Origin of the sequence: Halochromatium glycolicum, assembly GCF_016584085.1 — a bacterium.
Taxonomy (GTDB): domain Bacteria; phylum Pseudomonadota; class Gammaproteobacteria; order Chromatiales; family Chromatiaceae; genus Lamprobacter; species Lamprobacter glycolicus.
The window spans coordinates 1-20,608 of sequence record NZ_NRSJ01000039.1 but is presented as its reverse complement, the minus strand read 5'-3'; the positions used below and the strand labels follow the sequence as shown (position 1 = coordinate 20,608).

Below are 20,608 nucleotides of genomic sequence, written 5' to 3'. Positions count from 1 at the left end.
CCTAGACACGCTCGAGGAAGTGGCGCGCATAGGTTGGGTTCAGCGCACGCATGTCCAGCAGCATCAAGATGTCCCCGACCTCGAAGTCCGGATCTCGGCAAGGCTCGCCGCAGGCGAGTGCGCCCAGGCGCACATAGCCTTTGAGCAGGGCCGGCAACGGGGCATCGACGACATCATCGGCTGACAAGGTCGTTTGCAGTGGCACTCGTGGTACAACGCGCAGCCATTCCGGCGCCATCGCCTGTCGCCGCAACCGGTTCATGATCGCGGCGGCCTGGCAATCGTTCTCGCCAAGCGGCACGCTCGCGCAGCCAAAGAGGTAGTCGACCTGTTGCTGGTGAATATAGTGCGCGACCCCGGACCAGAGTACCGCGATCACGGAGCCCTGTCGGCATTCGGGTGAAACGCAGGTCCGTCCCAGCTCGAGCAGGTGCCCGGAGAGTGATGGGATGATACCAAGATCGAACTCGCTCTCGGAGTAGAAACCTCCGAGCTTGGCGGCGCCGGAATTGCTGAGCAGCCGCGTGCAGCCCACCACCCGGCCGCTCTTCGTCTCCCGGACGAGCAGGTGCTCGCAGACCGGATCGAACTCGTCGCTGTCGAGCCCGTCCTCGCCGGGCTTGAGCTTCGCGCCGAGCTCCTCACCAAAGATTCGATACCGTAGCGCCTGGGCTTCGCGCACCGCTTGCGGCGAATCGGCAAGCTCGACGAAAAGGCGTTCGCCGCGTTTTACACTCAGCGCCGGTGCGCTCGCTCCCATGTCTTCTCCGACCATCGCAACGGGGTAACTTCTCAGTTTACTGAAAGCGCATGTCGATTCTGTGGCTTGATCATGACGGATCGATGACCGTCGGGTTGTGCCAATTCAGACGCTGCAGGCCGCGTCTTGCTCGCCCTGTACAGCACGGGCTCGGGCTCGGGGTCAGTTCGCATCCGACCCCAGGGATCAGCCCCGCAGCGAGCGGATCGACCAGCCGCGTTGGCGGGCGATCGCGGCGAGTCGTTCATCCGGGTCGATCGCAACGGCTTGCTCGACCGTCTCGAGCAATGGCAAGTCGTTGATCGAATCGCTGTAGAAGACGCTGCCCGTCAGCGTCGCATCGTGACGCTCGAGCCAGTCTCTGAGCCGTTCGACCTTCCCTTCGCGGAATGCCGGCGTGCCTTCGACCCGGCCGGTGTAGCGTCCGGCCTCGATCGCGGGCTCGGTCGCAATCAGCTGGTCGACGCCGAAGCGCGCCGCGATCGGACTGGTTACGAAGGCATTGGTAGCCGTGATGATCATTAGCGTATCCCCGGCACGACGATGCTGTTCGACCAGCTCGCGGGCGGCGGGCAGGATGATCGGATCGATGCGTCTGCGCACGAAGTCTTCACGCCAGCGCTCCAGGTCCGCCATCGGGTGCTGGCTCAAGGGCGCGAGCGAGAAGCGCAGAAAGGCGTCGATATCGAGGCAGCCGTTACGGTAGTCATCGTAGAAACGCTGATTGGCGTGCTCATAGGCCTCTGCGTCGACGATCCCGAGGTCGATCAGGTGTCGACCCCAAAGATAGTCTGAATCGCCCGCGAGCAGGGTGTTATCGAGATCGAAGAGAGCAAGCGGCATCGATTTGACTGACGATTACTGATGACAACGGCAATCTTGGAGCGATTGGGTTCCTACTGCGGCCCGGCTCGGCGCAGAGCCGGCCGTCAGGCTGTCAGAAGGGCCGCAAAACAGGCGGCAACAAGTGGCTGCGTTCTTGCAGCGTTCTGAGTGCCGATTCGCAGGCGGCTGCGCCCCCTCGAGCGCGATTTGAAGCCGCTGCCCGGATTATGGAAGAATGCCAGTGAAATCCAACCGGGTACAGTAACTTGATCGACGGGGACGGTTTCCGGCCAAACGTCGGCATCATTTTGAGCAATGCGGACCGCCGTCTCTTCTGGGGCCGGCGCGTCGGGCAGAACGCATGGCAGTTTCCTCAGGGCGGCATCCGATCCGACGAAACCCCGTTGGAAGCGATGTACCGCGAGCTCGAGGAAGAAGTAGGTTTGATGCCGACGCATGTGACCGTGCTGGGCTGCACGCGCGGGTGGCTCCGCTATCGCCTGCCGAAGCGCTTCATTCGGCGCCATTGCGGGCCGATCTGCATCGGCCAGAAGCAGGTTTGGTACATGCTCCGTGTCGATTGCGGTGAGGGCGCCTTCTGCCTCGACCGCAGCGAGAAGCCGGAGTTCGATGCCTGGCGCTGGGTGCGTTACTGGTATCCAGTGCAGGATGTCGTCTACTTCAAGCGCCGGGTCTATGAGCGCGCGCTTCAAGAGCTGGCGCCGCTACTGTATCCGGAGGGGCCGCCCGAGATGGATGTCTTGACTCCGCAGATCCACCAGCAAGCCGCCCGTGGCTATCTGCGCCAACGGCGCCGCTAGTGCAAGACAGCGGAGATCCCGAGACCGATTGTCGCTGCCCGCAATGCTCGTGCGGTCGGGGTCCGCTTGCGGGTGATCCTCGCCGCCGCAAGTGCGGCCTGGTCGCCCGCAAGCGGGCTCCTATAGCGATGCGAGCCCAGGTGGCAGGGCCGGGTGGCAGAACCGGGTGGCATAAAGAAGGCCTCGGCATGGCTGACGCGAGGCACTGGCCATCAGGTGAAACAGGGTGCTGGTCCGCCCCCGCAGCAGGTTGGGAGTCGGGCTAGGCTGATCCCGCCGTCAGCGGTAGGCCCTTACCCGGATTGAGGATCGTTTTCGGATCGAACTGGGCCTTGATGCCACGCATCAACGCGAGCGCCGACGGGTCGATCTCGCGCTCGACGAAATCGCGCTTCTCCAAGCCGACGCCGTGCTCTCCGGATAGGGTCCCATCCAGCTCGATGACCAGGTCGAAGACCCCGCCGAGACAGCGCTCGGCGCGCCTCATCTCGTCGGATTTGTCTGGATCGACCAAGAGGTTCACATGGATGTTGCCGTTGCCGGCATGGCCGAAGTTGACGATCCGGATGCCGTATCGCTGCGAAAGGTGCTCGAGACCCTCGATGAAGGCCGCGATCCGCGACACCGGGACGACCACGTCTTCGTTGATCTTCTTTGGCGCGACATGCCGCAGCGCCGGTGAGAGGGCCTTCCGGGTCCGCCACAGGGCTGCGATCTGTTCCTGATCGCGCGCCACGCTCAGCTCGAGCAGGCCGTCATTGCGCGCCGCCGACGCGACTGCATCGGCGGCGGCGGAGAGGCAGTCGGCCGGGCCGTCGACCTCGATCATCAGCAGTGCGCCGGTCTCGGTGCTGACGCCGAGATCGGAATAGCGCCGGACCATCTCGATCGCCGAGGCGTCCATGAATTCGAGCGCGCAGGGCGTGATCGGCTGCGCCATGATCGCGGCAACCGCATCGGCCGCGGCGTGGATATCGCGGTAGGTGGCGCGCAGCGTCTGCTTGCCCTCTGGCAGCGGGGTCAGCTTCAGCGTGGCCTCGGTGATCAGTGCCAGCGTGCCCTCGGAGCCGATGATGAGGCGGGTCAGGTCGTAGCCGACGACGCCCTTGGTGGTCATGACGCCGGTACGGACCCACTCCCCGCTCCCCGTGACGGCGGCGAGGCCGAGGGTGTTCTCGCGCGGCGTGCCATACTTGACCGCCCGCGGCCCAGCCGAGTTGTAGGCGAGGTTGCCGCCGATGGTGCAGACGGCTGCGCTGGTCGGATCAGGCGGCCAGAAGAAGCCGTGCTCGCTGAGCGCGCGCTGCAGGGTCTCGTTGACGACGCCGGGCTCGACGACCGCGAGTCGATTGGCCGGATCGATACGCAGGATGCGGTTCATGCGCTCGAACGCGATCACGATACCGGTGCGCTCAGGCACGGTCGCGCCGGTCGTTCCGGTGCCGAGCCCGCGTGCGGTGATCGGGATTGCGTACTCATTGGCGAGCTGTACCAATGCCTTGATCTGGGCGGTCTCGGTCACGAACGCGACCGCAGCCGGCAGCGCCTGACGACGGCTGTTGTCGTAGCCGTAGGCCCAGCAGTCGCCGGGATCGGTGAGCAGCGCTTCGCGACCCAGGATCTCGGCCAGCGCCTTGGTGACTGGCTCAGCGAGGGCCATCGATATACTCGAACAGCTTGACCACCCGTTTGACGCCAGGGAGCCTGCGGACGATATCGGTCGTGGTCTCGGCCTCCTGCCGGGTGACGAGTCCCATCAGGTAGACGACGCCGTCCTCGGTGACGATCTTGACCCGAGTCGCGTCGAAGTCCTCGATCCCCTGACCGCCGCCGATCGCGATCTTCGCGCGCGATGTGATCAGGGCGTCCTGGCCCTCCCGGGCCAGGGAGATGCGTGGGCCGATCTCGACCTCGTTGTAGACCTTCGTGACCAACGGGAGCCCGCTGACGACCTCGGCAAAGCGCTGTCTGACCTCGGCATTATCGGCCTGGCCGGTGAGCAACACTGCGTGGTTGTAGCTGGTCACCGATATCCGGCTGGCCTGCTCGATCTCGGGGTCTTGATAGAAGAGATGCTTGGCCTTGAGCTCGATGACCTCGTCATCGACCACCGTGCCGGGTGAGCGACGCTCGTGCAGAACGGATGCGCCATAGGCCGTTCCGACCACCGCCGCCGGTGCGCAGGCTTGCAACAGCGCGGCCGTGGGCACCGCGGTCAGGATGATCAGAACGATCCAATTAGGCTTGGGCAGCGAAGGCATGTCGAATCCAGGTGATCTTGCCAACGGCATCGACGGCGACCACATCGAACCGGCAAGGCAGTTCGGTCGGATGGCGTTGCAGATAGTAGGCAGCGGCGGCCGCGATCCGTGCCTGCTTGCGGGGATCGACGCTGGCGGCCGCACCGCCGAAACGCCCGGAGGCACGATAGCGCACCTCAATGAACGCTAAAGTATCGCCATCGCGCATCACCAGGTCCAGCTCGCCGCGTTTGCAGCGAACATTGTGCGCGACAAGCTGCAGGCCTTGGCGCTCCAGGTGGTCGCGCGCCAGGCGTTCCTTGCTGTCACCAAGCTGTTTGCGCCAGGGCTGTTCGCGGGATGTCAATGTCAACTTTTTTGCTGGCTTGGCAAAGCAGAACCTTGAACTGCGTGTCGCGAGTCAGCGGGAGGCCAATCTATCGGCGCCGCTGTCCTCGGTGATCTCGTTGACCGTGATGACGCCGGTCTCGGTAAACCGCGCCAGTGTCAGCTGGCGCTGGATCTCTCCGCGTGCGTTGACCCTCAGTCCGCCGGTCTCGCCGGGGAAGAAGCTGCCCGGTTGCGTGCGCATCTCGCTGACCCGCGGGACGAGGCGGTAGGCATCGATACCCATTGCATAGAGCCGAGACAAGGGGCCGCTGATGTTGCGCAGCCCTTCGCGAAGTGCTTGACGTGAGAGCTGCTCGGACCGCTGCTGATCCAGCAGCCAGGGGATGTCGACGAAGTAGAGTCCGTCGAGTGCCGCGTGCCGTGCCGGATCGAATGCGCCCTCGTAGACGTGTGAGGTGGCGACCACTGGTACGGCGATGCCGGCGCCGCGCAAGGCCGCCCAAAGTTCGGCAATGTTACTGCTCTTGGCTACGAGCAGGATCACCTCTGCATCGCTCCCAGCGACCGCTCCGGCGCCCTGTTGAATCGAGCCATAGCTCGGCTGCACACTGATCGACCCACCCAGCCCTCGCCATTGCCTGCGAAGCGCCTGGGCCATCCGCGAGCCCCAGGCACTCTGCGGGTAGAGGATTGCCGCGCGACGAACCCCGGCATCGAAGGCATGGTTGGCGGCACTGATCGCCTCGTCTTCTGGCGCGAGGGCGAACTGGAACAGGTTCTCGGCCGCAGTATCGTTGGTTCGATTCAGCGCGAGCGTTGGTACTGGAAGCCTACCCGAGTCTGTCAGCGCCGAGACCGAGGGCTTCGACAGTGGCCCGATCACCAGATCAGTGCCGCCCGCGACGGCTGCCTCATAGCTCGAGCCGCTACTGTTGCGAAACTCGAGGGTGGGCCCTGTACCGCCCTGGTCGGCGTCGAAGGCTGCATTGATGCCGTCTCGGATGGTTCGGGCTGCGGCGCCGAACCTACCTGATTGCGGAAGCAGCACAAGCGTCTCGGTGCCCGGTGGGTAGGCCCCGTTCAGGGTGGCGAAGTAGAACTCGCCGAGGTCACTCAGCGCCGGGTGTTGACGATGCCGTTGTCGCCAGTATTGCAACGCCCTATCGGACTCTGCTGACGGTACCCCCTGGCCGGCCAGCGCCTGAGCGAGCTCAACCCAGCCCCGGACCTCGCCTTTGCTTGAGCGGGCGGCTTCTCGGAGTTGGGCCTCGGGTAGACTCGTTAGGGTGAATAACAGGGAGACCTGATTACCGAGCCGCGCTGAGCGGTCTTGAAGCAGGCCATCGAGGTCGTTCAATGCCTCAGCTGCTCGCAGCGGCTGATTGCGCATCCGATAGGCCGCGGCCACGGACCCATACCAGTCGCGCTTGAGTGCGGGTGTCAGGGTATTTGGCTTGACCTGTTGCAACGCTGCGATCGCCTCGGACGCGCGGCCGCTGCTGAGTGCGATCTCGCCTCGCAGCAGATTGGCCGACTGCCGCTGCGCGGCAGTGGCTTTGGACTGGTCGAGGCCGAGGACCAGGCGATTGGCGCCGTCCAGATCACCTGCTTGCACCAGTGCGCCGGCAGCCTCGAGCTTCAGTTGTTGGCTTGCGGGCGCCGATGCCTGCTCGGCCAGAACGAGATAGGCCTCGGCCGCGGCGGCGGGCTTGCCTTCCTGCTCCAACGCCCTTGCATCAGCGAGTGCTGCCGCGGGGACCTGGGCAAGTGCCTGTGCTGCATCGCGGTGAGGATCGATTGCGCAGCTGGTTGCGAGCAGCGCGGCAGCAATGAGCATGGCCCATCGCGCATTGAACGACGCCTGGTTCGATGCCCGAGCCAACAGCGCGCGGATGGGGCTGGGACGCGTTGGTTGTGCAGACGCTAGGGGCTGCCGGCCGGGACGCTGGGCAGGCATCATGGTCTCCTCGAGAATCGGGAATCTTGCCGGGCGGCGGAGGTGTTGAGTTGACAGGAATACTATACGTGGTGGCCACGCCGATCGGCAATCGAGGCGATCTCAGCCCGCGTGCGCAGTCCGTGCTTGCCGAGGCCGACGTGATCGCGTGCGAGGACACGCGGCATAGCCGACCCCTGCTGGCCTCGATCGGGGTAACGGGAGAGCTGCTGGCCTATCATGAGCACAATGAAGAGCAGATGGCGCCGCGTCTGCTCGAGCGTCTCGAGGCCGGCGAGACCATCGCCTTGATCAGCGATGCCGGCACGCCGCTGATCAGTGATCCGGGGTTCTCATTGGTGCGGGCGGCGCGCGCGCAGCGTATTCGGGTCGAGCCGATCCCGGGACCCTGTGCGGCGATCTGCGCGCTCTCGGCCGCGGGCCTGCCGAGTGATCGTTTCCTGTTCATCGGCTTTCCGCCGCGCACCAGTTCACAACGACAGCGTTGGCTGGAGGCGGTCAAGACCGAGACCGGCACGCTCATCCTCTACGAGAGCGGGCGGCGCGCGGCAGCGACTCTGTCCGATCTCGCGACGGTCTTCGGCGCCGAGCGCCGGGCCGTCGTGGCTCGCGAGCTCACGAAGCGTTTCGAGACCTTCCTTGAAGGCTCTGTTACCGAGCTCTCCCAGCAGGTTGCAGCGAACCCTGAACAACAGCTCGGTGAGCTCGTGATCCTGGTTGAGGGAGGCCCTGCTGAAGATGCTGATGGGGATCGGCGTGAGCAGGCCCGGGTACTGCAGCTGCTCGCCGATGAACTGCCGCTCAAACGTGCTGCGGCATTGACGGCCGCAATCACTGGTGGCGCGCGCAATGAGCTCTATCAGTTGGGGCTCGAGCTCAAGCGACGGGGTGGCCGCTGACGACGCTCGCTGAGTTGCCTCGAGCGCGCGCTCGCAACCCCGGGGACCGGTTGCAGGCGCTGCGGTTGTCGGCGGACTGACCGGTCGGGCGAATGTTCGTTTAGACTACGAGCTGGGAGTCGGCCGGACAGTCGCGGCTTGGCGTGTTCCAAGCGGAGGAAAGTCCGGGCTCCGTAGGGCAGGGTGCCAGGTAACACCTGGGGGGCGAGAGCCTACGGAAAGTGCCACAGAAAACAGACCGCCGTTCCCGGTGCGGGAACGGTAAGGGTGAAAAGGTGCGGTAAGAGCGCACCGCGCCGGTGGTAACACGCGGCGGCACGGTAAACCCCACCCGGAGCAAGACCAAATAGAGGAGCGAGCGGCAGTCGCCGCAACGTGCGGCCCGTACGGGCTCCCGGGTAGGTCGCTTGAGGCGCGGGGTGACCCGCGTCCCAGATGAATGGCTGTCTACGACAGAACCCGGCTTACAGGCCGGCTCCCTCTTCCTCGACTCGTTACCAGCGCCCCCCGAGCATCGAGCGCAGATTGTTGTCCAGCGGCAGGCTGAGCTCGGTCGTGGCAAGGACGGCGGCGTCGCGGGTGCGCACGACCCGAACGTTGAGGTAGACCGTTTCCTCCCCTTGCGCATAGGTCCCGAGCAGGATCGAGTTTGCGTTATAGGCATTGCGCAGACGCTTGATCTCCCGTGACAGGATCAGCTCACCTAGGCGCTGCTCGATGAAGAGACTCTCGCGCATCTTTACCTCGTGCATCTTGATACCGGCCTGCGACATCGCAGAGGCGAAGAGGTCAGAGCTGATGCGGCCAAAGGTCGAGGAGGTGCGAAGGTTGTCGATGTCGACGAAGGTGGCGGCGATCATCGGGTCGTAGCCGGTCAGCCCCGGGTTTTCGCTGAAGAGCTGTTTGGCGGCGGTGTTGATCTCGCCGGCCAGATCGATCGGCTCTTTGGTTTCGGTGTACTGGCTGAACGCGGGGCCGTAGGTATAGAAGAAGCAGCCCGTCAGGGGCATTGAGCCGAACGCAACGAAGAGCAACAGCAGCCAGAAGGGTCGAACACGGGGTCGCTTGTCTCCGTGTCGGCTGTCAAGGGGCAGTGGTGATCGGTACATGGCTCGCTCTACCAGCGGTTATCGAGCCGGACCTTCGGGATCGGAGGCGGCTTGGGCACCTGGTGGGGCGCATAATGCTCTCGATCCCCGCGATTGATGTAGTAGATGTTCGATGAGGAATAGAGCACGTGGCGATGATCGACGACCTCGGTCGTGATGATCACCTCTTCATCGCCGACCCCGGTCCAGCTGCCGCTGGTGACATCCGCGGCGACCGCAGGTGGGAGTAACGCCAGCCCGGCATTGGAGGATGGCGCGGCCAGGACCGCGATGCCCGCACCGAGACTGGCCAAGCTGATGACGCCGGGATAGGGGCGGATGAAGCCGCGGTCGGAGTGGTGGATGACCTCGACGTCGAAATCCAAGCGCGCCGCCTGCTCCGGTCGAGTGCGGATGCGGGCGCCGCCGGAGACCAGCTCGCTGGTCAGTAGGGCACGATAGCCGCGGGCGAACTCGCCGCTCGTCTTGCCGTTCTGTTCCGCCACATAGAGCGGCGTGTTGCGGAGATTGCTATGCTGAAGGATACCCTGCGCCTCATGCTCGGCGAGGACTTGCCAATGATGGGCCGCTTGCATGCGCTGCTGTTCGCTGTAGGGATAGGTGGTGGCCATCGGCACCTGGGCTGCGTCTGAGTAGAAACAGCCGCTGAGTGCGAGGCTGAGCGCAAAGAGGGTCACGAGCGGGGCGAGTCTCGAGGCCGGTTCGACGACTCGCTGCCCTGTCCGCCCTGCTTCAGCGCCGTCCGATGGGGCGCTCAGGGCCAGGGCCAAGGTATCGCTTGCAGCAGTCTTCATTGGCTCCTTGCCTCGATCGCGCCTAGCGGTTTGTGGAGCTGCACTGTAGAAGCCCTCTCACGGCTTGTCGTTCTCATGCTTTCGGAGTCTGGCGGGAGCTCGACTCCGCCGTCAGCAAATATACCCTTCGCAAACCGATTTTCGGTTTTTCCTCGACCGCTCCGGGTCGCGTCACGGCGCTGGGGGCAGTTAATGGGGGGACGCCGTGAATCCATCTCCTTTTAGGCTTGACGACGGCCTCCATGCCGTCGACACCCCCGCTCGCCGTCACCCGACCCTCCGCTCTGCCGTGCCGAGCATTGACGTGCTTTGGGTATAGTGTAGCGGCTCAGCGTGCTGAGTGCGCATGCCACTGGGCCGGGTCAGCGGCCGGGAACGAGTGTACGGGACGCGCGGATGCCGGTTCTGTGAGCGGCTCCACGGTATGCGAACGTTTTCAGGGTGCAGTCGGCAGTCAGAGCTCGGTTGAGCGGGCCGAGCCCGCGTCAACCGGCCGCTCGAGGACGGCCGAGGACGGATTCAAGGCGAGCGAGACGCGCGTGGCGGCCGGTCCCGGTTCGATAGAGTTGTGCTCGACGCCGCCAAAACACTTTTCTACGCTGAGCGCATCAGGTATCATGGCCTGTTACGCGACGTGGTGGAAAGCAACAGTGACGTGCTGGCTTGCCAGAAGGCTGCCGATGCCGGCAGTGCGGCAGCTCGTTCCATCATCAAATGAATCCTCTCTTTAAACCGACTCTCTTATTCAGGGAGCTTGCTGGATCGCTAGCGATGGTCAAGATCAGACTCACCCGTGGCGGCGCAAAGAAGCGTCCGTTTTACCAGATCGTAGTCACCGACATCCGTAAGCCGCGTGATGGCGGGTGCATCGAGCGCCTCGGATTCTTCAATCCTTGTGCAACCGGTGGCGAGAGCCGTCTTCGTGTGGATCGCGCTCGGGCGCAGCACTGGCTAGAACGCGGTGCTCAGCCGACTGAGCGGGTGATCAAGCTGTTGAAGGATGCGGAGAAACAGGCAGAGGCACCAGCGGCGGCCTGATCTTCTTGCTCGTGCATCTCGACGTCATTCGGTCAACGCGGGCGAATTCGCTTCTGCTGGTCGGGCAGCGCTGAACCTTGGAAACCCCAACAGAATGCCCTGTACAGATTTAGAGGCCCTGCACTGCGTCCAGTTTGGGATGTGCATTTTTGACCGCGCCTGCTGCGGAAAAATGACATTTCTGTCTCTGGGCGCGGTTTAAAAGGGGGCTTCTTGCGGCCACCAAAATCCGGGGCGGGGCCTGCATAGGCTGGACGAGCATTCGGACAAGGCCTCTTAAGAGGCCGCTTGCTTGTTCAGGCTGGCCGAGTCTTCTGATAAGGTCTCTTAGTCAGCCTAACAGAACGCCTCGGTGACTCCGCGATCACCAGGTTGGGCGGTGCCCGCGGTGTTCCGGTAGGGGCCGCTAGTCGAGATCAAACGAGGGCGCTGCCAGGCGATGGCTGACTCCTTAGCCGACACCGGCGATCGGCAGGCCGGCCAGGTCGTCCTTGGCCGGATCATCGGGCTCTACGGGGTGCGCGGCTGGGTCAAGGTGTTCTCGGAGACAAGCCCGATCGAGGGCATCTTCCGCTATTCGCCCTGGCTCGTTGACGGTGTGGAACGTGTCGTCGCCGAGCAGCGACGACACGGCAAGGGCCTGGTCGCGCGGCTGCAGGGCTGTGAGGATCGAGATGCGGCAAGGGAACTGCTGGGTCAGACGATCGCGATTCGGCGTAGCCAGTTGCCGCCGCCGTCAGCAGACGAATTCTATTGGGTCGACCTGCAAGGGCTGGCGGTGGAGACCGCCGAGGGTCGGCCGCTCGGAAAGGTGAGCCATCTGGTCGAGACGGGTGCGAATGATGTGCTGGTGATCCAAGGCGACCGCGAACGGCTGGTGCCGTTCGTTTGGGATCAATTCGTGCTCGAGGTCGATTTCGACTCGAGACGAATCCGGGTCGATTGGGACCCCGAATTTTGAGCCGGTACGCTAAGCGGGAGAGGCGCTCGGACGGATAGCGATGCGATTCGACGTCATTACCCTGTTTCCTGCGCAGTTCAAGGCGCTGACACAGGAGGGCGTGGTGGCACGGGCGCTGCGCAGGGGTATCGCCGAGATCCATCTGCGCACCCCGCGTGACTACACGGCTGATCCGCAGCGGGCTGTTGATGATCGGCCTTATGGTGGCGGTCCAGGTATGGTCATGCAGTATGCGCCGCTGCGGGCCGCGCTCGACGCGGCGCGGGCTGATGCCGCGGCGGCTGGCGTCAGTAGCCGCGTCGCCTATCTGTCGCCACAGGGTGCGCCTGTCGATCAGGCCAAGATCGTCGAGATCGCCTCGGCGAGCGGCTGGGTCTTGCTCGCCGGGCGTTACGAGGGCGTCGATGAGCGTTTGATCGAGGACGCGGTCGATGAGGAGTGGTCGATCGGGGATTACGTGCTGAGCGGCGGTGAGCTGGCGGCCATGGTGGTGATGGACGCGGCAATCCGATTGTTGCCAGGTGTGCTCGGTCATGCCGACTCGGCGGGTCAGGACTCGTATGCGAGCGGGCTGCTCGATTGCCCGCATTACACGCGGCCGGAAACGGCCGCTGGTCGCGGCGTACCGAGCGTGCTGCTGAGCGGGGATCATGCGGCGATCGAGCGCTGGCGCTTGCAGCAGGCGCTGGGCCGGACCTGGGAACGGCGCCCCGAGCTATTGCGCAAGCGGGGCATGAACGATGTCGAGCGACAGTTGCTCGACGACTATCGACGGGAGGCGTTGCGGTCAGGATCGCGCGCCGGGTCGAAACCAAGTGAGCAATGACATGAGCAATATCATCGATCAGATCGAGCAAGAGCAGCTAAACCCGTCGATCCCTGCGTTCGCTCCCGGCGATACGCTGGTCGTGCAAGTCCGGGTCAAGGAAGGGGACCGCGAGCGTCTGCAGGCGTTCGAAGGCATCTGCATCGCCAAGCGCAACCGCGGCATCAACTCGGCATTCACGGTGCGTAAGATCTCGCATGGTGAAGGGGTCGAGCGGGTCTTTCAGACCCACAGCCCCGCGATCGCAGAGATCAAGGTCAAGCGCCGCGGGGATGTCCGCCGCGCCAAGCTCTACTATCTGCGCGGGCTGACGGGCAAGGCAGCGCGCATCAAAGAGAAGGTCTAGGCCGGGTCTCTCGCAGCGAGTGTTGCGCCGAGCCGGCGAGCACGGCGATCCGCGCCCGTTGATGGCTGGTATCGGTTAATGGTCGGGATCGATCGTTCGCTGCAGCGGCGGCTGCTCGGGCACTGAAGCGTGGCGGCAAGTTTCTACTGGCACGACTACGAGACCTGGGGCAACCAGCCGGGGCGTGATCGACCGTGCCAGTTCGCGGGGTTGCGCACCGATGAGGCGCTGCAGGAGATCGGCGAGCCCTTGGTCCTGTATTGCCGTCCGGGCGACGACCTGTTGCCGCATCCGGATGCCTGCTTGGTGACTGGAATCACGCCGGAGATCGCGCACGAACGCGGACTCCCGGAAGCCGAGTTCGCGCGCGCGATCCAGCAGCAGCTTGCTCGGCCGGAGACCTGCGCGGTCGGCTACAACAGTCTCCGCTTCGATGATCAGGTGACGCGCTGGCTGTTCTACCACAACCTGCTCGACCCCTATGCGCACGCCTGGCAGAACGGAAACTCCCGTTGGGACCTGATCGATGTGCTGCGCTTGGCGCATGCGCTGCGTCCGGACGGTATCGAATGGCCACAGCGTGAGCCGGGCGTGACCTCGTTCAAGCTCGAAGACCTCACCGTCGCCAACGCGATACCGCATGCCGGGGCGCATGATGCGCTGGCCGACGTGCGCGCGACCCTGGCGCTGGCGCGGATGCTGCGCAGCGCCCAGCCGCATTTGTTCGATTACGCCCTGACGCTGCGGGACAAACATGAGGTGAAGCGGCGGCTCGCCACCGGCAAACCGCTCTTGCATGTCTCCCAGCGCTATCCGGCGGCGCGCGGCTGCATCGCGCCGATTGCGGTCGTCGCCGATCATCCTAAGAGCCCGAATACGGTGCTCTGCTTCGATCTGCGCGAAGACCCGACGCAGCTGCTCGATCACTCGCCCGAGGACCTACGTCGACGCCTGTTCGCCCCCGCTGCGGACCAGCCGCAAGGTCTCGACCGGCTGCCGGTCAAAGGGATCAAGATCAATGCCGCGCCGATGCTCGCCCCCATGGGTACCTTGACCGCCGAGGCCGCCGCGCGCTGGTCGATCGATCCCGAGCAAGTCGCACAGCATGCGCAGCAGGCAACGAGGCATCGTGACGAGATTGGCGAGCGCCTGCGTCAGGCCTACGCTCAAGAGGACTCGACCGAGTTCTCGGATGATCCAGAGGCCATGCTCTATACCGGCGGCTTCTTTCCGGATGCGGATCGTCGGGAGATGGCGCGCCTGGCAACGTTGACGCCGGACGAGCTCGCTGGCGAGCAGCCGCGCTTCGAGGACGCACGGCTGTCGACCCTGCTGTTTCGGATGCGCGCCCGCAGCTGGCCCCGGACGCTGAGCGAGGACGAGCGTGAGGATTGGGATGCCTGGCGCCTCGAGCGTCTGACGGACCCCGAGGCCGGCGCGTCGCTGACGATCGAGGCGTTTGAGGCCCGCCTGGCCACGCTGCGCTCAGAGCGGGCCAGCGACCCGGCGGCGCTGGCAATCCTGGATCGGCTCGAGGCATGGGGTGAGCGGGTGATGTCTGCCGAGTACTGAGGGATGGGGTCGAACAGTTTGATGGCTGTGGCGAGCCCGGAGCCGATCGAGATCAGCAGTCTCGGTGGCGTCCTAAGAGTTGCGTTAAGGCTAAGACTTGGTTATATTTGACGGTCTAACTTTTAGTTGACGACTCGCTAGGAGCGACCGCCATGACAACCCAAAGCGCGAAGCCGGCCGAGGTTCGGCGGGCTTGGTACCTGATCGATGCCGAGGGCAAGACACTTGGCCGCCTTGCGAGCGAGTGCGCGCGTCGGCTGCGGGGCAAGCATAAGCCGACCTATACGCCGCATGTCGACACCGGCGACTACCTGGTGATCGTCAATGCCGAGAAGGTGCGCGTGACCGGTAACAAGATGACCGACAAGATGTACTATCGGCATACTGGCTACATTGGCAATCTCCGCTCGGCCAGTCTTGCTCAGATGCTTGACAAGCATCCCGAGCGGGTGATCGAGTTCGCGGTGAAGGGGATGTTGCCGCGCAACCCGCTGGGCCGCGCGATGCTGAAGAAGCTCAAGGTGTTTGCGGGCCCCGAGCATCGTCACGCCGCGCAGCAACCGCAGCCGCTCGAGATCTAGCTGCGAGTCGGATGGCTGCTTGCCGCTGCGAGCCAACGTCAGCGCTTGGCCAGCGCCGGAGCAGCGCCGTTCGATCATCGACCGCGCTGATCGAGTTCGAATCTCCAAAACACTGACTTACCGAAAAGACTGCACCATGGAAAAACAGTACGCCACAGGGCGTCGCAAGAGCTCCTCGGCGCGCGTGTTCTTGAGCACGGGCTCGGGATCGATCAAGGTGAACGGACGTTCGCTGGACGACTATTTCGGTCGTGAGACAGCCCGGATGGTGGTTCGGCAGGCGCTCGAAGCGGCTGATATGGTAGACCGCATCGACGTCAACGCGACCGTCGAGGGTGGCGGCTCCAGCGGTCAGGCCGGTGCGATCCGTCACGGCATCGCCCGCGCGCTGGTCTCACACGATGATCGGTTCCGCGTGCCGCTGCGGCGTGCCGGATTCTTGACCCGCGATGCGCGTGAGGTCGAGCGCAAAAAGGTCGGCCTTCACAAGGCCCGTAAGCGCCCGCAATTCTCGAAGCGCTGATCGGTTGCGCGGCCGTTCATCGAAGCAGTCGCACGCGATCGCCCCGAGTTCTCCTTCGGGGCCTTGCGTCGAACAACTGGGGGATCGTCTAGTGGCAGGACAGCGGACTCTGACTCCGTTAACCTAGGTTCGAATCCTAGTCCCCCAGCCAATATAAGCCCGCCCATGCGCGGGCTTTTTTGTGCCCGTGTGGTCGTTCAATGTGTTTCGGAAGGTTGCCGCCGACGTTTTGAGTCTGCCAGTATCACGACCAATGGCCATGATCCGTAAGGCGCGCGGCCATCGGACATAGAACATAGCCATGGGACACAACAAGCATCTCGACGCATTTCTCCAGTTCTACAGCCAAGCGGAAGCCGGTAACGGACTGACCCGTGGCCTCGAATCGGCGTTGGCCAAGGCGACCTACGCCAGCACCCGGCTGGATCGCGAGCTGATTCCTGCGCTGCTGGCCGGTGACATGCGCCTCACCATCCTCACGGGCAACGCCGGCGACGGCAAGACCGCCTTCATCCAAACCGTCGAACAGCGGGCCGAGGCGGCCGGCGCCTCGCTGAAGCGCATCGATGGCGTCGGTTGCGATTTCACGCTGAACGGCCGCGAGTACCGCACCCTCTACGACGGCTCCGTGGACACCGAGCAGCATGCCAACGCGGCCATGCTGGCTGACTTCTTTGCGTCGCTCGCGGGAGACGAGGCGCCGGGACCCGGCCCCTGCCTGCTCGTGGCAATGAACGAGGGCAAGCTGCGGGATTTCCTCGCCATGTCCAGCGCCCACCGCTGGCTGGCGCGGCAACTGCTCGATCACCTGAACGAGGACCAGCCGCTTCCTGAAGGCTACCTGGTGGTCAACCTCAACCTGCGCTCGGTCGTCGATGCCGATCCGGCCGGCGGCGACTGGATGTTCGACCAGGTGCTGGACCGGTATGTCAGCGACAAGCTCTGGCAGGACTGCGAGCGCTGCGAAGCCAAGCTGCGGTGCCCGGTCAAGTTCAACGTGGACAGCTTTCGGCGGTTTCCCTTGGACGGGTTGTCGGAGAAGGACCGGGAGGCAATCAAGGCGCGCAATGCCGCCGTCGAAGCGGCGCGGGCGCGGCTGAAGTCCCTGTTCCAGGTCCTGCACTTTCGCAAGCGGCTGCACATCACCGTCCGCGACATGCGCTCCGCGCTGGCCTTCGCGTTGTTCGGCAAGCGGACCTGCCAACAGATCCAAGACGCCCTCAAGACCGGAAACGACGACTTTCTGCCGCGCTACTACTACAACGCGCTGTTCGATCCCAACGAGAAGGACCGTGTGCTCTGTTTCCTGCGGGAGTTCGATCCCGGCCGCGCCGCTGCACCCCAGTTGGATGCCAGGATCAGCTTCACGCCACCCAAGACACCGGAGTTTCGGCGCCTGTTCAACGACCTCTCCAACACCCGTGTCGCACATCTTAGGCGCTCCAGGACCGATGAGGAGAACGACCTCAACCGCCACTTCAACGCGCGAACGCGCTCGCCGGAGGAGCGGGACAGCACCGTGCTGGAGGCGGCGCGCAGCTACGTCTCCGCAGTGCGCAGAAAGCTCTTCTTCGAAGGCAGCAAGGCGCACGAACTTGAGGACGCCGCGCTTCAGGAGTCGCAACACGGCTGGAACGAGCTGTTGCCCTACGAGAGCCTGAGCCGCTTCATCGCGTTTGTGCGCAGCGGCAAGGACGAGGGCGATAAGCTGCGCAACCAGCTCGTGGAGGGCATCAGCCGCTCCGAAGGCATCCACGACCAGGAGCGCAGCCGCGAGTACGTCTGCATCCGCACCCGCCAGGACCCGAACGCAAAGGTCAAGGCATTCTTCACCTACCCGGCCAGCGAGTTCAGTTGCAAGCGCCCGGACCCTGGCCCGCAGGCCCGCTTCATCGAGTACCTGCCCTCGAGCGTGCTGCTCCGTCACGACCCGACCAATGTGGTCCTGGAAGTCTCCCTCGACCTCTACGAAATGCTGATGCGCATCCGCGACGGCTATGTGCCGACGGCGGGCGAGATGCGGGCCTTTTTCCTGAATCTCCTGATGTTCAAGAAGCAACTGATGGCGACGCCCGCGGGCGAGCTGCTGCTCACCGAATCCGATTACCAGATCTACCGGGTCAAGCGGACGCCGCAGCAAGGCATTGCCGTCACCACCCTGTAAGCCGCGATCGTGGCCCGTGCCCCGTCAGGTTGCAGAGCATCGACACCGCATAGGCATCGGAGAAGCTCATGCCCGTCGCACCGCTGAGTCGCCAACAGAAGCTCTTCAAAATGGACGCCCTGCTGCCGCTGGACGCAAACAACCTCGATGTGGACGAGGCAGTGACGCGCCTGCTCGTGTACCTGCGTACCAACGGCCGGCAGATCCGCAACACCTTCAAACCGCCGCTCATGGACGAAACGCCGGATGCCGAGACGCCGAAGGCTGTCGTCGCGGCACTGGTGGAAGACGGGTCAGTACAGATTCAGGGCATCGATGACCCGGCACGCCGCGAGCTGATTACCAACTGGCTCGAATCCCACTTCGCGCTGATGTCCCGCCGCGGCAAGTCCGCCGGCGGGGACTACCGCATGGGCGGCCTGCGCCCCCTGCACTTCAACGTCATCAAGCTCTTCAACCCCAAGGTCAAGCGCCAGGATCGCTACCTGAGCGACTGGTTGTTCAACGTCATCCACCAGGACAACCTGCTCTACGCCAATCCGGACAGCCTGTTCAAGCGATTTTTCGGCGAGGGCGTCAAATTCTTCGGCGAGAGCGACCTACGCACGGATGAGGCAGCGCTGAAAACCCTCGCGGCCGCGGACCGCCTCGACATCGAGCTGCTGTTCCTGTTGCGCCTGACCGAGCGCTTTGAGGTGGACAAGTTCGGCACCCGCGCCCAGGACCAGGTCATCGCGCACTCCTTCCTCTGCCCGGAGCAGGTGGAGCTGATGCGCGAGGACCTTGGCCTGCTGTTCCTCTACAAAGACAGCATCCCGCGCCGGGAGCTGATTAATTACATGACCACGCTGATGGTCTTTCACGCCGCGCTGTACTTCTTTCAGGTGGTCAGGATCGCCAACCATGCTGTCGCCGAAGGCGAGCTGCCGCCGGCGCGCGGGGAGTGCCCGAAGGCCGGAGAGGCGCGGCATCATGCCCCGTTCGAGCTGACACTGTTCTGCGATCTCGCGAACGGCCATGATCCGACCGTCAAAGAACTGAGCGAAACCTGCTACCAAGACCTCTTCAAGGAAGTCGAGCGCTACTTCCGCTCCGGCTACACGCTAAAGAAACTGGAGGAGTTCGCCGCATCCTATCTCTCTCCGGCGCAGAAGAAGCAGACCGGTAAGGACTACGTGGGCCTGCTGCTGGAGGCGTTCCGCAACCACGGCGACCTCAACGGCTACTTCAACCGCGACATCAACGACGTCATCCAGGCTGCCCGCGATCCGGACACCGAACAGGACGACCCGGACATTGCCCGCATCATCGAGGTCTGCAACCAACGCAAGCTGGACAAGCTCGACACCTTCGTCGAGATCCTGCTCCACTTCCAGTATGGCACCCTGCGCGAGCAGCATCGCAAGCTCATCGCCGGCCTCTGCGGTATCGACCAGGAGCGCGGGCTCCTGGCCGGCAAGGGCCGGGTCAAGCGCCGCTTCGTGCTCGGCAACGAGCTGTTGGAGGTACTGATCCAGCTGGCGGTGCTGCGTGAGCGCCAAAGCGATAACCGATTCGAGACCCATCCAATTCAGATCCGCGACTTCGTGGACTGGCTCGCCGGCCGCTACGGGCTGCTGGTGGACCGCCTGGGTCCCGCGGCAGCGACCGAGTCGGAACAGGTGAACCGCGCCCTTGCACGCAACCATGACGCGCTCAAGACACGGCTGCGCCAGCTCGGTTTCTTCGTCGACCTTGCCGACGCATCCAACTCCCAGGTCATCGAGCCGCGCTTCACCATTGCCGGCGCCGAGCTTGAGGCCGCCTGACGTGCCGGCGCGACGCCGACCTGAGCTTGAGAAGCAGCATGACCGAACGACAGGATATCGATCACCCCGGCGCGGAAGACGCCGAAGCGCAAGACCTGGAAGATGGACGCGGCCGTTACGATAAGGAGGAAGAGGAGATTCAGGACGGCATGGTGCAGGACCTTGTCACCGGCACCCTTGTCAAGCTCAACGCCAAGGAGGCCGTCCGCCAGGAAGAAGAGCGCAAGCTCATGGAGGAGCTGGGCTATGAGCAGGCCGACTACAAAGACCTGATCCGGATCAACCTCAGCATCAAGCCGTCCCAGGGCAAGTCCAAGCGGTTTCCGCTGGTGGTACTGCACCAGCCCCAATCTCAATCCAGGGCCGGCGAGAGCCTGCCGCCGGCCAAGCGCGCCTACATCCTCTACGACATCCAGCCGAGCAAGAAGGCCGAGGACTCCAAGGCCGGTGCCGAGAACCTGGCGGAGCTGCTCAAGGACATCCCCTCGGCCCAGTACGCCGTCTGGACCAACGGCACCGACCAGATCGTCTGGTTCAAGCAGCGCACCGCGCTCAAGACCCGCACCCTCTACGCCAACGACATCCCGCGCTACGGCAAGGGCATCGAAGACACCTTCGAGCCCGGCCGGCGCAAGCTGCGCAAGGCCGTCTCCGGGTCCCTGCGGCAGGCCTTTCGGCGCTGCCACGACTACATCTTCGCCATTCGCGGGGGCTCCAACGAGAGCGTGTTTTGGGAGCTGCTGAAGATCGTCTTCGCCAAGATCGAGGACGAGCGGCAGATGGCCACGGCCGAGCCCGGCACACCCGAGGCGGACGGCCTGTTCCGCATCATCAGCCTGGAAGAGCGCAACGACCCGGAGAAGGCGGCGAACATCGCCGAGCGCGTCAACCGGCTCTACGAGCAGGCAGCAATTCCCGCCATCCTCGGAGATGGCAGCTGACAAGACACGGAGACCGGCATTGAAGATCTCTGGACGCATGGACGCCTCGCTGCAGAGCAACGCTTTGATGAAGCTGGCTTGTTCTCCCCTCA

At 64.1% G+C, this 20,608-nt stretch carries 21 protein-coding genes, 1 tRNA gene and 1 other RNA gene; 15 read left to right on the top strand and 8 right to left on the bottom strand.

Features of this window, described 5'->3' with window-relative positions; genetic code table 11:
* Position 1: 1 nt before the first annotated feature.
* Together CKO40_RS17725 and CKO40_RS17720 are read right to left on the bottom strand one after the other, a co-directional pair.
* On the bottom strand, positions 2-760 hold the full coding sequence (locus tag CKO40_RS17725; protein ID WP_200347806.1) for a GNAT family N-acetyltransferase: 759 nt from the start codon (positions 758-760) through the stop codon (positions 2-4).
* Positions 761-946: 186 nt separating this feature from the next.
* On the bottom strand, positions 947-1,603 hold the full coding sequence (locus CKO40_RS17720; protein WP_200347780.1) for a histidinol-phosphatase: 657 nt from the start codon (positions 1,601-1,603) through the stop codon (positions 947-949).
* A 248-nt stretch (positions 1,604-1,851) separates the two neighbouring features.
* On the opposite strand from CKO40_RS17720, the gene CKO40_RS17715 reads away from it, so the two are divergent.
* A complete protein-coding gene (locus CKO40_RS17715; protein WP_200347779.1) occupies positions 1,852-2,406 on the top strand; it encodes an RNA pyrophosphohydrolase in 555 nt (184 codons plus the stop codon).
* 262 nt (positions 2,407-2,668) lie between these two features.
* Here CKO40_RS17715 and CKO40_RS17710 read toward each other — a convergent pair whose 3' ends face one another.
* The 4 genes from CKO40_RS17710 to CKO40_RS17695 are packed head-to-tail and all read right to left on the bottom strand — an operon-like array spanning position 2,669 to position 6,954.
* Entirely contained in the window at positions 2,669-4,066 is a 1,398-nt protein-coding gene (locus tag CKO40_RS17710) for an FAD-binding oxidoreductase (RefSeq protein WP_200347778.1), read from the bottom strand.
* A complete protein-coding gene (locus CKO40_RS17705; RefSeq protein WP_200347777.1) occupies positions 4,053-4,667 on the bottom strand; it encodes a BON domain-containing protein in 615 nt (204 codons plus the stop codon). Before CKO40_RS17705 ends, CKO40_RS17710 begins: the two co-directional genes overlap by 14 nt.
* The gene (locus CKO40_RS17700) at positions 4,645-5,013 is read right to left on the bottom strand and encodes a YraN family protein (protein WP_200347805.1); all 369 of its coding nucleotides are present in this window, start codon (positions 5,011-5,013) and stop codon (positions 4,645-4,647) included. The genes CKO40_RS17705 and CKO40_RS17700 overlap by 23 nt, the downstream gene beginning before the upstream one ends.
* 54 nt (positions 5,014-5,067) lie before the next feature.
* A complete protein-coding gene (locus CKO40_RS17695; protein WP_242477154.1) occupies positions 5,068-6,954 on the bottom strand; it encodes a penicillin-binding protein activator in 1,887 nt (628 codons plus the stop codon).
* A gap of 50 nt (positions 6,955-7,004) precedes the next feature.
* Between CKO40_RS17695 and rsmI the strand changes: the two genes are divergently transcribed.
* Positions 7,005-7,853 (top strand): 16S rRNA (cytidine(1402)-2'-O)-methyltransferase, encoded by an 849-nt coding sequence (gene rsmI / locus CKO40_RS17690; RefSeq protein WP_242477153.1) that lies wholly within the window; start codon positions 7,005-7,007, stop codon positions 7,851-7,853.
* Positions 7,854-7,968: 115 nt separating this feature from the next.
* An RNA gene (gene rnpB, locus CKO40_RS17685) (RNase P RNA component class A) lies at positions 7,969-8,336 on the top strand.
* An 11-nt stretch (positions 8,337-8,347) separates the two neighbouring features.
* On the opposite strand, the gene CKO40_RS17680 is transcribed toward rnpB, so the two are convergent.
* Positions 8,348-8,962: a FlgO family outer membrane protein gene (locus CKO40_RS17680; protein ID WP_200347774.1), complete on the bottom strand. Its 615-nt coding sequence runs from the start codon at positions 8,960-8,962 to the stop codon at positions 8,348-8,350.
* A gap of 8 nt (positions 8,963-8,970) precedes the next feature.
* Positions 8,971-9,756 carry a hypothetical protein gene (locus tag CKO40_RS17675; protein WP_200347773.1) on the bottom strand — a complete coding sequence of 262 codons (786 nt, stop codon included), beginning with the start codon at positions 9,754-9,756 and terminating at the stop codon, positions 8,971-8,973.
* Between the two features lie 568 nt (positions 9,757-10,324).
* On the opposite strand from CKO40_RS17675, the gene CKO40_RS17670 reads away from it, so the two are divergent.
* The 12 genes from CKO40_RS17670 (at position 10,325) to CKO40_RS17615 (ending at position 20,516) form a co-directional block, all read left to right on the top strand.
* Positions 10,325-10,474 (top strand): hypothetical protein, encoded by a 150-nt coding sequence (locus CKO40_RS17670; RefSeq protein ID WP_200347772.1) that lies wholly within the window; start codon positions 10,325-10,327, stop codon positions 10,472-10,474.
* A gap of 53 nt (positions 10,475-10,527) precedes the next feature.
* Positions 10,528-10,794 carry a 30S ribosomal protein S16 gene (gene rpsP / locus CKO40_RS17665; protein ID WP_200347771.1) on the top strand — a complete coding sequence of 89 codons (267 nt, stop codon included), beginning with the start codon at positions 10,528-10,530 and terminating at the stop codon, positions 10,792-10,794.
* A 439-nt stretch (positions 10,795-11,233) separates the two neighbouring features.
* Positions 11,234-11,755 (top strand): ribosome maturation factor RimM, encoded by a 522-nt coding sequence (gene rimM, locus CKO40_RS17660; protein ID WP_200347770.1) that lies wholly within the window; start codon positions 11,234-11,236, stop codon positions 11,753-11,755.
* A 40-nt stretch (positions 11,756-11,795) separates the two neighbouring features.
* Positions 11,796-12,581: a tRNA (guanosine(37)-N1)-methyltransferase TrmD gene (gene trmD / locus CKO40_RS17655; protein WP_200347769.1), complete on the top strand. Its 786-nt coding sequence runs from the start codon at positions 11,796-11,798 to the stop codon at positions 12,579-12,581.
* A gap of 1 nt (position 12,582) precedes the next feature.
* The gene (gene rplS, locus CKO40_RS17650) at positions 12,583-12,927 is read left to right on the top strand and encodes a 50S ribosomal protein L19 (RefSeq protein ID WP_200347768.1); all 345 of its coding nucleotides are present in this window, start codon (positions 12,583-12,585) and stop codon (positions 12,925-12,927) included.
* A gap of 129 nt (positions 12,928-13,056) precedes the next feature.
* The gene (gene sbcB / locus CKO40_RS17645; RefSeq protein ID WP_200347767.1) at positions 13,057-14,499 is read left to right on the top strand and encodes an exodeoxyribonuclease I; all 1,443 of its coding nucleotides are present in this window, start codon (positions 13,057-13,059) and stop codon (positions 14,497-14,499) included.
* A gap of 152 nt (positions 14,500-14,651) precedes the next feature.
* Positions 14,652-15,080 (top strand): 50S ribosomal protein L13, encoded by a 429-nt coding sequence (rplM, locus tag CKO40_RS17640; RefSeq protein ID WP_200347766.1) that lies wholly within the window; start codon positions 14,652-14,654, stop codon positions 15,078-15,080.
* Positions 15,081-15,216: 136 nt separating this feature from the next.
* Positions 15,217-15,603, top strand: a complete 387-nt coding sequence (gene rpsI, locus CKO40_RS17635; protein ID WP_200347765.1) for a 30S ribosomal protein S9 — start codon at positions 15,217-15,219, stop codon at positions 15,601-15,603.
* 77 nt (positions 15,604-15,680) lie between these two features.
* Positions 15,681-15,754: transfer RNA gene (locus CKO40_RS17630), tRNA-Gln, on the top strand.
* Between the two features lie 150 nt (positions 15,755-15,904).
* On the top strand, positions 15,905-17,767 hold the full coding sequence (locus tag CKO40_RS17625; RefSeq protein ID WP_200347764.1) for a hypothetical protein: 1,863 nt from the start codon (positions 15,905-15,907) through the stop codon (positions 17,765-17,767).
* Between the two features lie 68 nt (positions 17,768-17,835).
* On the top strand, positions 17,836-19,575 hold the full coding sequence (gene mads7, locus CKO40_RS17620) for a methylation-associated defense system protein MAD7 (protein WP_200347763.1): 1,740 nt from the start codon (positions 17,836-17,838) through the stop codon (positions 19,573-19,575).
* A 38-nt stretch (positions 19,576-19,613) separates the two neighbouring features.
* Positions 19,614-20,516 carry a type I restriction enzyme HsdR N-terminal domain-containing protein gene (locus CKO40_RS17615; RefSeq protein ID WP_200347762.1) on the top strand — a complete coding sequence of 301 codons (903 nt, stop codon included), beginning with the start codon at positions 19,614-19,616 and terminating at the stop codon, positions 20,514-20,516.
* Positions 20,517-20,608: the final 92 nt, after the last annotated feature.

Coding starts and splice junctions, on each gene's coding strand:
- CKO40_RS17695 (WP_242477154.1), bottom strand. CDS start 6,954: ATGCCTGCCCAGCGTCCCGGCCGGCAGCCCCTAGCGTCTGCACAACCA.
- rpsI (WP_200347765.1), top strand. CDS start 15,217: ATGGAAAAACAGTACGCCACAGGGCGTCGCAAGAGCTCCTCGGCGCGC.
- CKO40_RS17705 (WP_200347777.1), bottom strand. CDS start 4,667: ATGCCTTCGCTGCCCAAGCCTAATTGGATCGTTCTGATCATCCTGACC.
- CKO40_RS17710 (WP_200347778.1), bottom strand. CDS start 4,066: ATGGCCCTCGCTGAGCCAGTCACCAAGGCGCTGGCCGAGATCCTGGGT.
- rimM (WP_200347770.1), top strand. CDS start 11,234: ATGGCTGACTCCTTAGCCGACACCGGCGATCGGCAGGCCGGCCAGGTC.
- rplS (WP_200347768.1), top strand. CDS start 12,583: ATGAGCAATATCATCGATCAGATCGAGCAAGAGCAGCTAAACCCGTCG.
- CKO40_RS17720 (WP_200347780.1), bottom strand. CDS start 1,603: ATGCCGCTTGCTCTCTTCGATCTCGATAACACCCTGCTCGCGGGCGAT.
- rplM (WP_200347766.1), top strand. CDS start 14,652: ATGACAACCCAAAGCGCGAAGCCGGCCGAGGTTCGGCGGGCTTGGTAC.
- CKO40_RS17675 (WP_200347773.1), bottom strand. CDS start 9,756: ATGAAGACTGCTGCAAGCGATACCTTGGCCCTGGCCCTGAGCGCCCCA.
- CKO40_RS17625 (WP_200347764.1), top strand. CDS start 15,905: ATGGGACACAACAAGCATCTCGACGCATTTCTCCAGTTCTACAGCCAA.
- CKO40_RS17725 (WP_200347806.1), bottom strand. CDS start 760: ATGGGAGCGAGCGCACCGGCGCTGAGTGTAAAACGCGGCGAACGCCTT.
- mads7 (WP_200347763.1), top strand. CDS start 17,836: ATGCCCGTCGCACCGCTGAGTCGCCAACAGAAGCTCTTCAAAATGGAC.
- trmD (WP_200347769.1), top strand. CDS start 11,796: ATGCGATTCGACGTCATTACCCTGTTTCCTGCGCAGTTCAAGGCGCTG.
- rpsP (WP_200347771.1), top strand. CDS start 10,528: ATGGTCAAGATCAGACTCACCCGTGGCGGCGCAAAGAAGCGTCCGTTT.
- CKO40_RS17680 (WP_200347774.1), bottom strand. CDS start 8,962: ATGTACCGATCACCACTGCCCCTTGACAGCCGACACGGAGACAAGCGA.
- CKO40_RS17615 (WP_200347762.1), top strand. CDS start 19,614: ATGACCGAACGACAGGATATCGATCACCCCGGCGCGGAAGACGCCGAA.